Annotated in this window: 13 protein-coding genes; all 13 read right to left on the reverse strand. The window is 71.8% G+C overall.

Features of this window, described 5'->3' with window-relative positions:
- Window positions 1–112: 112 nt before the first annotated feature.
- The 13 genes from FHX73_RS00930 to argC all read right to left on the reverse strand — a co-directional run bounded on the left by FHX73_RS00930 (window position 113) and on the right by argC (window position 13,440).
- Window positions 113–937 (reverse strand): MetQ/NlpA family ABC transporter substrate-binding protein, encoded by an 825-nt coding sequence (locus FHX73_RS00930; RefSeq protein WP_145902781.1) that lies wholly within the window; start codon window positions 935–937, stop codon window positions 113–115.
- An 81-nt stretch (window positions 938–1,018) separates the two neighbouring features.
- Window positions 1,019–1,717 carry a methionine ABC transporter permease gene (locus FHX73_RS00935; RefSeq protein ID WP_145902782.1) on the reverse strand — a complete coding sequence of 233 codons (699 nt, stop codon included), beginning with the start codon at window positions 1,715–1,717 and terminating at the stop codon, window positions 1,019–1,021.
- On the reverse strand, window positions 1,714–2,748 hold the full coding sequence (locus FHX73_RS00940; RefSeq protein WP_170304797.1) for a methionine ABC transporter ATP-binding protein: 1,035 nt from the start codon (window positions 2,746–2,748) through the stop codon (window positions 1,714–1,716). The genes FHX73_RS00935 and FHX73_RS00940 overlap by 4 nt, the downstream gene beginning before the upstream one ends.
- A gap of 452 nt (window positions 2,749–3,200) precedes the next feature.
- Window positions 3,201–3,701: a GNAT family N-acetyltransferase gene (locus FHX73_RS00945; protein WP_145902783.1), complete on the reverse strand. Its 501-nt coding sequence runs from the start codon at window positions 3,699–3,701 to the stop codon at window positions 3,201–3,203.
- A gap of 258 nt (window positions 3,702–3,959) precedes the next feature.
- Window positions 3,960–5,390: an argininosuccinate lyase gene (argH, locus tag FHX73_RS00950; RefSeq protein ID WP_145902784.1), complete on the reverse strand. Its 1,431-nt coding sequence runs from the start codon at window positions 5,388–5,390 to the stop codon at window positions 3,960–3,962.
- A gap of 44 nt (window positions 5,391–5,434) precedes the next feature.
- A complete protein-coding gene (locus tag FHX73_RS00955; RefSeq protein WP_145902785.1) occupies window positions 5,435–6,628 on the reverse strand; it encodes an argininosuccinate synthase in 1,194 nt (397 codons plus the stop codon).
- A gap of 178 nt (window positions 6,629–6,806) precedes the next feature.
- Window positions 6,807–8,009 (reverse strand): cytochrome P450, encoded by a 1,203-nt coding sequence (locus tag FHX73_RS00960; protein WP_246213284.1) that lies wholly within the window; start codon window positions 8,007–8,009, stop codon window positions 6,807–6,809.
- A complete protein-coding gene (locus FHX73_RS00965) occupies window positions 8,006–8,209 on the reverse strand; it encodes a ferredoxin (protein ID WP_145902786.1) in 204 nt (67 codons plus the stop codon). The genes FHX73_RS00960 and FHX73_RS00965 overlap by 4 nt, the downstream gene beginning before the upstream one ends.
- A gap of 211 nt (window positions 8,210–8,420) precedes the next feature.
- Window positions 8,421–8,972 carry an arginine repressor gene (locus tag FHX73_RS00970; protein WP_145902787.1) on the reverse strand — a complete coding sequence of 184 codons (552 nt, stop codon included), beginning with the start codon at window positions 8,970–8,972 and terminating at the stop codon, window positions 8,421–8,423.
- Between the two features lie 18 nt (window positions 8,973–8,990).
- Window positions 8,991–10,262 carry an acetylornithine transaminase gene (locus FHX73_RS00975; RefSeq protein ID WP_211786106.1) on the reverse strand — a complete coding sequence of 424 codons (1,272 nt, stop codon included), beginning with the start codon at window positions 10,260–10,262 and terminating at the stop codon, window positions 8,991–8,993.
- Window positions 10,259–11,134, reverse strand: a complete 876-nt coding sequence (argB, locus tag FHX73_RS00980) for an acetylglutamate kinase (protein ID WP_145907977.1) — start codon at window positions 11,132–11,134, stop codon at window positions 10,259–10,261. Before argB ends, FHX73_RS00975 begins: the two co-directional genes overlap by 4 nt.
- An 87-nt stretch (window positions 11,135–11,221) precedes the next feature.
- Window positions 11,222–12,376, reverse strand: coding sequence for a bifunctional glutamate N-acetyltransferase/amino-acid acetyltransferase ArgJ (gene argJ, locus FHX73_RS00985; protein ID WP_145907978.1), 1,155 nt, complete (start codon window positions 12,374–12,376; stop codon window positions 11,222–11,224).
- Between the two features lie 35 nt (window positions 12,377–12,411).
- Entirely contained in the window at window positions 12,412–13,440 is a 1,029-nt protein-coding gene (argC, locus tag FHX73_RS00990) for an N-acetyl-gamma-glutamyl-phosphate reductase (RefSeq protein WP_145902788.1), read from the reverse strand.
- Between the last annotated feature and the right edge of the window lie 43 nt (window positions 13,441–13,483).

The raw sequence follows: 13,483 nt of genomic DNA on the forward strand, positions 1-13,483 counted from the left end.
GGACCCACGGTACGCCCCGCCCGACCCGCTCGGCGCCGCGGGTGACCGGGCGTCAGCTCCGGGACGTGCCGCGGGGCCCCGCCGACGGACGGGGCCCCGGGTGTGCGAGGGATCAGAAGGCCGGGATGACCGAGCCCTGGAAGTTGTCCTCGATGTACTTCTTCACCTCGTCGGAGTGCAGCAGCTGGGCCAGCTTCTGCACCCGCGGGTCGTTCTCCTTGCCCTTCTTGACGGCGAGCACGTTGGCGTACGGGTTGTTGTCCGCCTTCTCCAGCAGGATCGCGTCGGTGGCGGGCTTGAGGCCCGCGCCGACCGCGTAGTTGCCGTTGATCACGGCGGCGTCCACGTCGCTCAGCGCGCGCGGCAGCTGGGCGGCGTCGAGCTCCTTGAACTTCAGGTGCTTCGGGTTGCCGGTGATGTCGTGGATGGTGGCGGCGGTGCCGACCCCGTCCTTCAGGCTGATCACCTGGTTGTCGGCGAGCAGCTTGAGCGCGCGGCCCTCGTTGGTGGCGTCGTTGGGCACCGCGACCGAGGCGCCGTCGGCCAGGTCGGCGGCCTTCTTGACCTTCTTGGAGTAGACGCCGAGCGGCTCCAGGTGGACCGTCTCGACCGGCACGATGTCGGTGCCGTGGGTCTTGTTGAAGTCGTTCAGGTACGGGACGTGCTGGAAGTAGTTGGCGTCGGCGGAGCCGTCCTGCACGGCGGGGTTCTGCAGCGTGTAGTCGGAGACCTCGCGGACCGTCAGCTTCAGGCCGACCTTGGCGGCCAGGTTGTCCCGGACGTAGTCCAGGATCTGGGCGTGCGGGGTGGGCGAGGCGATCACCACGAGCGGCTTGTCGGCGCTGTTCGAGGAGGACGAGCCGGAGCACGCGGTGGCGCCCAGGGTGAGGCCGGTGACGGCGAGGGCGGCGGTGCTGATCTTCAGGACGGTACGCACGAAAAGTGCCTTTCTCCGTTGGTTCCACGAGGGGGTGGCCGCGCACCCGGGGGTTCGGGGGCGGAAGTCGGTGAGGGTGCGTCAGGCGGTGCGGCGCAGGCGGGCGAGCAGGCCGGCGGTGGCGCCGCGGTGGCCGAGCCGGCGCCCGATCAGGTCGCCGAGCAGCTGGACCAGGGTGACCAGCACCACCAGCTCGATCACGATGACGACCATGAAGCCGGTCTCGAAGCGCATGTAGCCGTAGGTGATGGCGAGGTTGCCGAGCCCGCCGCCGCCGACCGTGCCGGCCATCGCGGAGTAGCCGATCAGCGCGATCACCGTGGTGGTGAGGCCGGAGACCAGGGCGGGCAGTGCCTCGGGCAGCAGGGCCTTGCGGACCACCGCCCAGGTGGAGCCGCCCATCGACTGGACGGCCTCGACCAGGCCGCCGTCCACGCCGCGCACCGCGCCCTCGACCAGCCGGGCGTAGAACGGGATGGCGCCGACGGCCAGCGGCACGGTGGCGGCCTGCCAGCCGATCGAGGTGCCGACCACCCAGCGGGTGAACGGGATCAGCGCGACCAGCAGGATCACGAAGGGCAGCGAGCGGCCGACGTTGACGACCGCGCCGACCACCTTGTTGACCGGGCGGTTCTGCCACAGGCCGCCCTTGTCGGTGAGCACCAGCAGCACCCCGAGCGGCAGGCCGAGCAGCAGCGTCACCAGGGTGGCGATGCCGACCATCTGGAACGTCTCGATGGTCGCGTCGTGCAGCAGCGGCTGCATGTCGTCCCAGGTCATGCGAGGGCTCCCGTCCGGTGGGCGGTCGTGACGACGTCGACCTGCAGGCCCTGCTCGCGCAGGTAGCCGATCGGCACGACGTTGTCCTGGTGGGTGCCGGGCAGCTGGACCCGCATCCGGCCGACCTGGCGGCCGCCGATGGTCTCCACCGCGGCGCCCAGGATGTTGATGTCGATCTGGTAGGTGCGGGCCAGTTGGGAGATGAACGGCTGTCCGGAGCTGTCGCCCTGGAAGGTGATCTCCAGCACGGTGCCGTCGGAGTACCCGCTCCCCCCGGGCGCGCCGAGCGGGAAGAGTTCGCGGGCCAGCTCGGACTCGCCGGTGGCGAGCAGGTCGGTCAGCGTGCCGGACTCGACGATCCGCCCGTCGCGCATCAGCGCGGCCGAGTCGCAGACCGACTTGACCACGTCCATCTCATGGGTGATCAGCAGCACGGTCAGGCCGAGCTCCTGATTGAGCGTGCGCAGCAGCTCCAGCACCGAGCGGGTGGTCTCCGGGTCGAGCGCCGAGGTGGCCTCGTCGGAGAGCAGCACCTTCGGGTCGCCGGCCAGCGCCCGGGCGATGCCGACCCGCTGCTTCTGGCCGCCGGAGAGCTGGCTCGGGTAGTTGCGGGCCTTGTCGGCCAGGCCGACCAGCTCCAGCAGCTCGGCGGCCTTGCGGCGGCGGGCGGCGCGGTCCAGGCCGGTGATCTCCAGCGGGAGCTCGACGTTCTCCTGCACGGTGCGCGAGGAGAGCAGGTTGAAGTGCTGGAAGACCATGCCGATCCGGCGGCGGGCCTCGCGCAGCTCCCGGCCGGCCCGGTGGGCGCTGCCGCGCAGTGCGGTGAGCTCGACGCCGTCCACCGTGACGGTGCCGGAGCTGGGGCGCTCCAGCATGTTGACGCAGCGGATCAGGGTGCTCTTGCCGGCACCGCTGGTGCCGACGACTCCGTACACCTCGCCTTCGCGCACGTGCAGGTCGACGCCGCGCAGGGCGGCGGTCTCCTTGCCGCGAGAGGTGTAGACCTTTGAAAGGCCTGTGGTGGTGATCACAGCTGGTTCCGTAACTCCGGGGGAGGGTGGGGTGTTCGTCCTCGCACGGTGCCCGCGCAGCACTGGGCGTGCGTATGCGTCCGGCGCGGGCCGGGGGCGGGGTGGTGCGAGGGGGTGCGACGCGGTGCGTGCGGGGCGGGGCGTGCGGGGCGGCCTCGGTCAGGGCCGCAGGGGCGGGGCGGGTGTCAACCCGGCGTCAGCGCCCGGTCAGGACCGGCACATTCGACAACACATGCCACGCACACCTGCCGGCATGGTGCCGGTGGCGGTGGATTTCGTCGTCGCAGTCATGAGAACCAGTAAAACAGATGATGCGCATGAGTCCCAATGAACAGGACGTTGCGTCCGCATTGCGGACACGATGCAGTCGCCGCAAGGGAAAACGCGAGCGGCTCCACCCTCGGGGAGAGTGGAGCCGCTCGTCGGGCCAGCTCAGATTGGTTCAGACCGGTTCAGACCGCGGTGGCCAGCGGCTGGGTGGCCGGCTTCTCCAGGGTGACCAGGCTCAGGCCGGGGGCGGCCTGGCGGACCTCGGACTGCCGGTAGCCCTGGGCGGTGTAGAGCCGCAGGTTGCCGAGGTTGCGGTGGCCGGTGGCGAGCTGGAAGGCGCGCACCGGGCCCTGGGCCAGCAGTCGGTCCTCGACCGCGCGGAGCAGCCGGCCGCCGAGGCCGTGGTGCTGCATCCGCGGGTGCACGACCAGGCGGTTTATCCGGCCGACGCCGTCCGCGTCGATCCAGCCGCGGACCGTGCCGACCACCTCGTCGCCGAGCCGGGCGACCAGCACGTGGCGCTCGGCCAGCTCGGTGCGCAGGCTCTCCAGGGTCTGGGTGAGCGGTTCGATCGACCAGTCGCCGTAGAGCTCGGCCTCGCTCTGGTAGCCGAGGTACTGCAGTTTCAGGATCTGCTCGGTGTCCTGCTCGGTCGCGGCCGAGATGATCACGCTCATGCCCATGTGCGGGGGCCTCCCATCGTCAAGTCCCGGCGCACAGCGTGAGGGTCAGCGCCGAGTGGCCAGCCGGAGGTCTGCCCGGCCGGGGATCGGCCCAGACCGGGGAGTAGCGCTAGACCGTACCAGCCGATTCCGGCCGCTACGTTCGCCAGCGCTCTACCCAGCCTTCAGCTGTTCTCAACCCGCCCGCATCCCGCAGGTGGCGCAAATCACGCGGACGGTGACCGGCGGACCGCCGATTGCCGCAGCCCCGACCGGGCGTCAGCCCGCCGGGGCCGCCCACTCGCGCTGGGTGGCCAGGTCGGCCTTGACCTCGCCCAGCTGCACCGCGACGGCGCTCGGCGCGGTGCCGCCCCGGCCGCTGCGGGCGCCGATCGCGCCGTGCACGCTGAGCACCTCGCGCACCTCGGGCGTCAGGTCCGCGGAGATGGAGGCGAACTGCTCGTCCGTCAGGTCCCAGAGCTCGATGCCCTGGCCCTCGCAGACCTTCACGCAGGCGCCGGCCACCTCGTGCGCGACCCGGAACGGCACGCCGCGCTTGACCAGCCACTCGGCGATGTCGGTGGCCAGCGAGAAGCCGGCCGGGGCGAGCTCCTCCAGCCGCTCCCGATGGACCGTCAGGGTGGCCATCATGCCGGTGAAGGCGGGCAGCAGGACTTCGAGCGTGTCGCAGGAGTCGAAGACCGGCTCCTTGTCCTCCTGGAGGTCCCGGTTGTACGCCAGCGGCAGCGCCTTGAGGGTCGCCAGCAGGCCGGTCAGGTTGCCGATCAGCCGGCCGGACTTGCCCCGGGCCAGCTCGGCGATGTCCGGGTTCTTCTTCTGCGGCATGATCGAGGAGCCGGTGGAGAAGGCGTCGTGCAGCGTGATGAAGCCGAACTCCTTGGTGTTCCAGATGATCACCTCCTCCGCGATCCGGGAGAGGTTGACGCCGATCATCGCGGTGACGAAGGCGAACTCGGCGACGAAGTCGCGGGCCGCGGTGCCGTCGATCGAGTTGCCCACCGAGCCGCCCTCGAAGCCGAGGTCGGCGGCGACCGCCTCCGGGTCCAGGCCGAGCGAGGAGCCGGCCAGCGCGCCGGAGCCGTACGGGCTGACCGCCGTGCGGGCGTCCCACTGGCGCAGCCGCTCGGCGTCCCGGCCGAGCGCCTGCACGTGGGCCAGCACGTGGTGGGCGAAGAGCACCGGCTGGGCGTGCTGCAGGTGGGTGCGGCCCGGCATCGCCGTCTCCGGGTGCGCCTCGGCCAGGCCGACCAGGGCCTCCTGGAGGTCGAGGAGCAGGCCGCCGATGATCCGCGCGTGGTCGCGCAGGTACATCCGGAACAGGGTGGCGATCTGGTCGTTGCGGGACCGGCCGGCCCGCAGCTTGCCGCCCAGGTCGGGGCCGAGCCGCTCCAGCAGGCCGCGCTCCAGGGCGGTGTGCACGTCCTCGTCGGCGACCGTGCCGGTGAAGGCGCCCGACTCGACGTCGGCCAGCAACCGGTCCAGGCCGGCCAGCATCGCGGCCAGCTCCTCCTCGGTCAGCAGCCCGGCCTTGTTGAGCACCCGGGCGTGCGCCTTGGAGCCGGCGATGTCGTACGGGGCGAGCCGCCAGTCGAAGTGGACCGAGGCGGAGAGCCTGGCCAGCGCCTCGGACGGGCCGTCGGCGAAGCGAGCGCCCCAGAGGCGGACATCTGATTGCTGGTCGGACGGCATCGGGGGCGCTCCTTGCGTTCGGTCGGCTGGGTGCTGAGGGAGGGTCAGGCGAGGTCGCGGCGGGCGGCGATCTTCGAGGACATCCCGAAGATCTCGATGAAGCCCTTGGACATCGACTGGTCGAAGGTGTCGCCGGTGTCGTAGGTGGCCAGGTTGAAGTCGTAGAGCGACTGGGCCGACTTGCGGCCGTTGACCACCGCGCGGCCGCCGTGCAGCACCATCCGGATCTCGCCGGTGACGTGCTGGTTGGCCTCGTTGACGAAGCCGTCCAGGGCGCGCTTGAGCGGGGAGAACCACAGGCCGTCGTAGACCAGCTCGGCCCAGCGCTGCTCCACCTGCCGCTTGTAGCGGGCCAGTTCGCGCTCGACGGTGACGTTCTCCAGCGCCTGGTGGGCGGTGATCAGGGCGATCGCGCCGGGGGCCTCGTAGATCTCCCGGGACTTGATGCCGACCAGTCGGTCCTCGACCATGTCGAGCCGGCCGATGCCCTGGCCGCCGGCCCGCTTGTTAAGCTCCTCGATCGCCTGGAGCACCGTCACCTTGCGGCCGTCGATCGCGACCGGCACGCCGGCCTCGAAGGTGATGACGACCTCGTCGGCCTCGCGCGGGGTGGCCGGGTTCTGGGTGTACTCGTAGACGTCCTCGATCGGGGCGTTCCAGATGTCCTCCAGGAAGCCCGTCTCGACGGCGCGACCGAAGACGTTCTGGTCGATCGAGTACGGCGACTTCTTGGTGGTGGCGATCGGCAGGCCCTTGGCCTCGGCGAAGGCGATCGCCTTGTCCCGGGTCATCGCGTAGTCGCGGACCGGGGCGATGCACTTGAGCTCGGGGGCCAGCGACTGGATGCCGACCTCGAAGCGGACCTGGTCGTTGCCCTTGCCGGTGCAGCCGTGCGCGACGGTGGTGGCGCCGTGCTTCTTGGCGGCGGCGACCAGGTGCTTGACGATCACCGGCCGGGAGAGCGCCGAGACCAGCGGGTACTGGCCCTGGTAGAGGGCGTTGGCCTTGAGCGCCGGCAGGCAGTACTCGTCGGCGAACTCGTCGCGGGCGTCGGCGACCTCGGCCTCGACCGCACCGCAGTCCAGGGCGCGCTGGCGGATGACGTCGAGGTCCTCGCCGCCCTGGCCGACGTCGACCGCGACGGCGATGACCTCGGCGCCGGTCTCCTCGGCGATCCAGCCGATGCAGACGGACGTGTCCAGACCGCCCGAATAGGCGAGTACGACGCGCTCGGTCACGGCTTTCTCCTTCTTCGCGGTGCGTGCAGGGGCGAGCGGCAGTGAGGGTCCCTTGCGGAGTTCTCATGCGCTGATAGGCATAAGTATGCACGACTCTGCATGAAACTCAAAGCCCGCCCCGGGAAACCCCGGAGCGGGCCGTGGAGTGCTGACGGATCAGCCGTGGACTGCTGACGGATCACCAGGCCAGCGGCAGCTCGTGCAGTCCGTAGATCAGCGACTCGGTGCGGAACCGCACCTGTTCGAACGGCACCGCCAGCCGCAGCCCGGGCAGCCGGCGCACCAGGGTGGCCAGCGCGATCTGCAGCTCCACCCGGGCCAGCGGCTGCCCCAGGCACTGGTGCACGCCGAAGCCGAAGGCCAGGTGGCGGCGGGCGTCCCGGGTGATGTCCAACTCCTCGCCGGCGCCGAACATCTCCTCGTCCCGGTTGGCCGCGGCGATCATCGCGAAGACGCCCTCGCCGGCCCGGACCACCGCTCCCCCGGGCAGCTCGACGTCCTCCACCGCGACCCGGGGCAGGCCGGTGTGCACGATCGTCAGGTACCGCAGCAGCTCCTCGACCGCGCCCTTGACCAGCTCGGGCTCGGCCCGCAGCTTCGCCAGCTGCTCGGGGTGGCGCAGCAGCACCAGGGTCGACAGCGAGGTCATGTTGGCCGTGGTCTCGTGGCCGGCCAGCAGGAGCAGCAGCGCGTTGGAGGCCACCTCACCGGGCGTCAGGTCCTCCCGGGAGGCCAGCCGGGCCACGATGCCGTCCTCCTCGCCCTTCTTGGAGGCGGCCAGTTCGGTCATGTAGGCGTTGAAGTCGTCCATCGCCGCCTTGACCTGCTCGGCGCCGGCGGTGGCGTCCAGCACCAGCCGGCTCTGCCGCTGGAAGAACTCGTGGTCCTCGTAGGGCACGCCGAGCAGCTCGCAGATCACCAGCGAGGGGATCGGGAAGGCGAAGTCGGCGACCAGGTCGGCCGGCGCGCCCTTGGCGATCATCGCGTCCAGCGCGTCGTCGACGATCCGCTGGATCCGCGGGCGCAGCTGGTCCACCCGCTTGACCAGGAAGTCGCCGGTCATCATCCGGCGCAGCCGCTGGTGCTCGGGGTCGTCGAGCCGGATGAAGGCGGGCTCGTCGCGGATGAAGGCGCGCCGGCCCGGGGCGAAGAACGGGAAGCCCTCGATCCGGGCGTCGGCGCTGAACCGGCGGTCGCTCAGCACGGTGCGGACGTCCTGGTAGTCCGTCACCATCCAGCAGGGCGCGCCGTCCCAGAGCGCCATCCGGGTGGCCGGGCGGCGCTGCGCGGGGGGCGGGTCGAAGGGGCAGCCGGTGGCCCGGGGCTGCGGGAAGGTGAACAGCTCGGCGGTCTCGTGCGGGGGTTCGTGGAGGCTGGTCACCGGGCCACCTCCGTCAGGCTGATCGCGCCGGCCGGGCAGAGCGCGGCGGCGGTCCTGAGCTTCTCGTCGAGCTCCGGGGACGGGTCGGCGTCGAGCAGACGCACCACCCCCTCTTCCTCGTCCTGGTCGAAGACGGTGGGGACGGCCAGTACGCACTGGCCGGAGCTGCAACAACGGTCCTGATCGACACTCACGTGCATGGCGGTACCTCGTCGGGGGCGAAGGGAGAAGGCCACCCGAGCCCGTTGCCTCGGGCAACCAACTATCCGTGCTGCCAACTTAACGCGCCGTTGCGCTGTGCACGACGGATCGGATCACGCTGTCCGAGATTGGCCGGATTTCAATGGTCAGCGTCAACGGTGGAGCGTCAATGGTCCGGCTTCGCCGCTCCGGGCCCCGATGGTCCGGTCCTCACCGGTCCGTGCGGGACTGGGCGAGTTGCATCAGGTGGTCGGCCAGGGCCTGGCCGCCGGCCGGGTCACGGCTGATCAGCAGCACCGTGTCGTCGCCGGCGATGGTGCCGATGATCTCGTACACCTCGGCGGTGTCGATCGCGGAGGCGAGGAACTGCGCGGCGCCCGGCGGGGTGCGCAGCACCACCAGGTTGCCGGAGGCGGTCGCCGAGACCATCAGCTCGCCGGCCAGCCGGGCCATCCGGCCCTCGCTGGCCGACTCCCCCATCGGGGCGCGCGGCGTGCGGTCGCCGCCCTCGGCCGGGACGGCGTAGATCAGCGCGCCGTCCCGGTTGCGGATCTTGACCGCCCCCAGCTCGTCCAGGTCCCGGGAGAGCGTCGCCTGGGTGACCACCAGCCCGTCGTCGGCCAGCAGCTTGGCCAACTGGCTCTGCGAGCGGACGGGCTGACGGGTCAGCAGGTCGACGATCCGGCGGTGCCGCGCGGTCCGGGTCTGCGGCACCTGCGGCGTCGGGCCCGGGGCGGGCTGGTCGGGTGGGGGCACTGTCATGATGATGATTCTTCCGGACTACTCGCCGGCCTGCGCGGCCGGGTCGTCCTGCCGGGCGTCCAGCTCGGCCCGGACCTGGGCGAGGACCGCCGGCAGCGCCCCCAGGAACTCCTCCACCTGCCGGTCCGTCAGCACCAGCGGCGGCGCCAGCCGCACCGCGTCCGCCACCGCGGCGTTCACCAGGAAGCCGGCCTGCTGGGCGGCGGCCTGCACCTGGACGGCGACCGGCTCGGTGAGCACGATCCCGAGCAGCAGGCCCGCGCCCCGCACCCCGGCCACCAGCGGGTCGCCGATCGCCTCGATGCCGGTGCGAAGCCGCTCGCCGAGCTGCTGGACCCGGGCGAGCAGGCCCTGCGACTCGATGGTGTCCAGCACCGCCAGCGCGCCGGCCGCCACCACCGGGTTGCCGCCGAAGGTGGAGCCGTGGTGACCGGGCTTCAGCAGCTCGGCCGCCGCGCCGTAGGCGATCACGGCGCCGATCGGCAGACCGCCGCCGAGGCCCTTGGCCAGCGTCACCACGTCCGGCTCCAGGCCGGGCACCGCCTGGTGGGCGAACCAGTGGCCGGTCCGGCCGATGCCGGTCTGCACCTCGTCCAGCACCAGCAGCGCGCCGGCCGCGCGGGTGATCTCCCGGGCCGCCAGCAGGTACTCCGCCGACAGCGGGATCGCGCCGTTCTCGCCCTGGATCGGCTCCAGCACCACGGCGGCCGTCCGCTCGGTGACCGCCGCCCGCAGCGCCTCGACGTCGCCGAACGGCACGTGGGTGACGTCGCCCGGCAGCGGGCGGAACGGGTCCTGCTTGGCCGGCTGGCCGGTGAGCGCCAGCGCGCCCATGGTCCGGCCGTGGAACGAGCCCTGCAGCGAGACCAGCCCGGTCCGGCCGGTCAGCCGGCTGAGCTTGAACGCGGCCTCCAGCGCCTCGGTGCCGGAGTTGCAGAAGTAGACCCGGCCCGGCCGCGGGTCCAGCGCCCGCAGCCGCTCGGCCAGCGCGATGGTCGGCTCGCTGGTGAACAGGTTGGAGACGTGGCCGAGCGTGCCGAGCTGGGCGGTCACCGCGGCGAGCAGCGCCGGGTGCGCGTGGCCCAGCGCGTTGACCGCGATGCCGGCGACCAGGTCCAGGTACTGCTTGCCGTCGGCGTCCCAGACCACCGAGCCCTCGCCCTTGACCAGCGGCAGCCGCGGGGTGCCGTAGTTGTCGGTGAAGGCGGCCTGGTAACGGTCCGTCAGTTCTTTGTTGGACACAGCCTTGTTGGACACAGCCTTGTTGGAACCTGCCTCGTCGCTCGTCATGCCAAGCCCCCCAGTACGGTCGTCTCGTCGTCCGGCACCACCATGGTGCCGATGCCCTCGTCGGTGAAGATCTCCAGCAGCAGGCTGTGCTGCACCCGGCCGTCCAGCACCCGGGCGGTGCCCACCCCGGAGCGCACCGCGCGCAGGCAGCCCTCCATCTTGGGCAGCATGCCGCTGGCCAGGGTCGGCAGTATGGCTTCGAGCTCACTGGCCGTCAGCTGGCTGATCACGTCATCGGAGTTGGGCCAGTCGGCGTACAGCCCCTCGACGTCGGTCAGCACCACCAGCATCTCGGCGCCGAGCGAACTGGCCAGCGCGGCGGCGGCGGTGTCGGCGTTGATGTTGTAGACGTGGCCGTCGGCACCCCGGGCCACGCTGGAGATCACCGGGATCCGGCCGTCCGCGATCAGCGCCTTGACGGCGCCGGGCTCGATGTTGACGATGTCGCCGACCAGGCCGATGTCCACCTGCTCGCCGTCCACCACCGCGTACCGCTTGACGGCCGTCATGGTGTGCGCGTCCTCGCCGGTCATCCCGACCGCGAACGGGCCGTGCTCGTTGAGCAGGCCGACCAGTTCGCGCTGGACCTGGCCGGCCAGCACCATCCGGACCACGTCCATGGTCTCCGGGGTGGTCACCCGCAGGCCCGCGGTGAAGGTGGACTCCAGGCCCAGCTTGGCCAGTTGGGCGCTGATCTGCGGGCCGCCGCCGTGCACCACGACCGGATGCAGGCCGGCGTACCGGAGGAAGACCACGTCCTGGGCGAAGGCCGACTTGAGCGAGTCGTCGACCATGGCGTTGCCGCCGAACTTGATCACCACGGTCTTGCCGTGGAACCGCTCCAGCCAGGGCAGCGCCTCGATCAGCGTCATCGCCTTGGGCAGCGCGGTGTTGTTGCGGGCCTGTTCGCCCTTGGGTGCGATCTGCACGGGTAGTCCTCGCGGCTCAGGTCTCGCGGCTCAGGTGGAGTAGGCGCTGTTCTCGTGCACGTAGTCGGCGGTCAGGTCGTTGGTCCACAGCGTGGCGCTCGCCGCGCCGGCGTTCAGCCGGGCGGTGATCACCACCTCGCGCTCCTTCATGCTGACCAGCGCGCGGTCCTCGCCCACCGAGCCGTCCCGGCAGACCCAGACCCCGTTGATCGCCACGTCGAGGCGGTCCGGGTCGAAGGCGGCGTCGGTGGTGCCGATCGCGGCCAGCACCCGGCCCCAGTTCGGGTCCTCGCCGTGGATGGCGCACTTGAGCAGGTTGTTGCGGGAGATGGTGCGGGCGACCTGGACCGCCTCGTCCTCGGTGGCGGCGTCGGTCACCTCGATCCGGATGTCCTTGCTGGCGCCCTCGGCGTCGCCGATCAGCTGACGCGCCAGGTCGGCGCAGACCAGCCGGACCGCCTCGGCGAACTCGTCCCCGTCCGGGGCGGTGCCGGTGGCGCCGGAGGCCAGCAGCAGCACCGTGTCGTTGGTGGACATGCAGCCGTCGGAGTCCACCCGGTCGAAGGTGGTGCGGGTGGCGGCGCGCAGCGCGGCGTCCAACTCCGGTGCGTCCACGGCCGCGTCGGTGGTCAGCACGACCAGCATGGTGGCCAGGCCCGGGGCCAGCATGCCGGCGCCCTTGGCCATCCCGCCGACCGTCCAGCCGGCCGGGCTGCGCTGCTCGGCGGTCTTGTGCACGGTGTCGGTGGTCTTGATCGCGATCGCCGCGGCCTCGCCGCCCTGCGGGCTCAACTCGCCGACGGCCAGCCCGACTCCGGGCAGCAGCAGGTCCATCGGCAGCCGCTCGCCGATCAGGCCGGTGGAGCAGACCGCGACCTCGCCGGCCCCGACGCCGAGCGCCGCGCCGACCCGCTCCGCGGTGGTGTGGGTGTCCTGGAAGCCGGCCGGGCCGGTGCAGGCGTTGGCACCACCGGAGTTGAGGATCACCGCGGCCAGCCGACCGCCCTTCAGCACCTGCTCCGACCAGAGCACCGGGGCCGCCTTGACCCGGTTGGAGGTGAAGACGCCGGCCGCCGCGAAGGACGGGCCGTCGTTCACCACCAGGGCCAGGTCCGGGGTGCCGGAGGCCTTGATCCCGGCGGTGACGCCCGCCGCGCGGAAGCCCTGGGCCGCCGTGACGCCGATGCTGTCGGTGCTGTCGGTGCTGTCGGTGCTGCCGCTCATGGTGCGACTCCGTTCACGGGAAGGCCCAGCTGCTCGGGCAGGCCGAGGGCGATGTTCATGCTCTGCACCGCGCCGCCGGCGGTGCCCTTGACCAGGTTGTCGATCGCGCTGATCGCGATGATCCGGCCGGCGTGCTCGTCGAGCACCACCTGGACCAGCGCGTTGTTCGAGCCCGCCACCGACTTGGTCTGCGGCCACTGGAGTTCGGGCAGCAGGTGGACGAACGGCTCGTCACCGTAGGCGGCCCGGTAGGCGGCCCGCAGGTCGCCCGCGGTCACCCCCGGCTTGGCCTTGGCGCTGCAGGTGGCCAGGATGCCGCGGGACATCGGCACCAGCATCGGGGTGAACGACACGGTCACCGGCTCGCCGGCCACCGGAGTCAGGTTCTGCGACATCTCGGGGGTGTGCCGGTGCACGCCGCCGACGCCGTACGGGCTGACCGAGCCCATCACCTCGCTGCCCAGCAGGTGGGTCTTGACCGACTTGCCGGCGCCCGAGGTGCCGCTGGCCGCGACGATCACGGCCTCCGGCTCGGCCAGCCCGGCCGCGTAGGCCGGGAAGAGCGCCAGGGTGGCGGCGGTCGGGTAGCAGCCGGGCACGGCGATCCGCTTGGTGCCCTTGAGCGCCGCGCGGTGGCCGGGCAGCTCGGGCAGGCCGTAGAGCCAGGTGCCGGCGTGCGCGGAGCCGTAGAACCGCTCCCAGTCGGCCGGGTCCTTCAGCCGGAAGTCGGCACCGCAGTCCACCACCAGCACGTCCTCGCCGAGCGCCTCGGCGACGGCGGCGGACTGCCCGTGCGGCAGACCGAGGAAGACCACGTCGTGCCCGGCCAGCACCTCGGTGGTGGTCGGCTCCAGCACCCGGTCGGCCAGTGGCAGCAGGTGCGGCTGGAGTTCGCCGAGCTTGGTGCCGGCGTTGGAGCCGCCGGTCAGTGCGCCGATCTCCACCTCGGGATGGGAGAGCAGCAGGCGCAGCACCTCACCGCCCGCGTACCCGCTCGCCCCGGCGACTGCGACCCGCAAGGCCATGACTGCCATCCTCCCTGACCATGACGTGCTGCCCACGACAACT

The organism is Kitasatospora viridis, from assembly GCF_007829815.1.
GTDB lineage: Bacteria > Actinomycetota > Actinomycetes > Streptomycetales > Streptomycetaceae > Kitasatospora > Kitasatospora viridis.

Bases quoted from the DNA above. Each gene is read 5' to 3' on its own strand.
- FHX73_RS00965 (WP_145902786.1), bottom strand. From the start codon at position 8,209: ATGCACGTGAGTGTCGATCAGGACCGTTGTTGCAGCTCCGGCCAGTGC.
- FHX73_RS00945 (WP_145902783.1), bottom strand. From the start codon at position 3,701: ATGGGCATGAGCGTGATCATCTCGGCCGCGACCGAGCAGGACACCGAG.
- FHX73_RS00975 (WP_211786106.1), bottom strand. From the start codon at position 10,262: ATGACGAGCGACGAGGCAGGTTCCAACAAGGCTGTGTCCAACAAGGCT.
- argC (WP_145902788.1), bottom strand. From the start codon at position 13,440: ATGGCCTTGCGGGTCGCAGTCGCCGGGGCGAGCGGGTACGCGGGCGGT.
- FHX73_RS00935 (WP_145902782.1), bottom strand. From the start codon at position 1,717: ATGACCTGGGACGACATGCAGCCGCTGCTGCACGACGCGACCATCGAG.
- argB (WP_145907977.1), bottom strand. From the start codon at position 11,134: ATGACGCTGATCGAGGCGCTGCCCTGGCTGGAGCGGTTCCACGGCAAG.
- FHX73_RS00970 (WP_145902787.1), bottom strand. From the start codon at position 8,972: ATGACAGTGCCCCCACCCGACCAGCCCGCCCCGGGCCCGACGCCGCAG.
- argH (WP_145902784.1), bottom strand. From the start codon at position 5,390: ATGCCGTCCGACCAGCAATCAGATGTCCGCCTCTGGGGCGCTCGCTTC.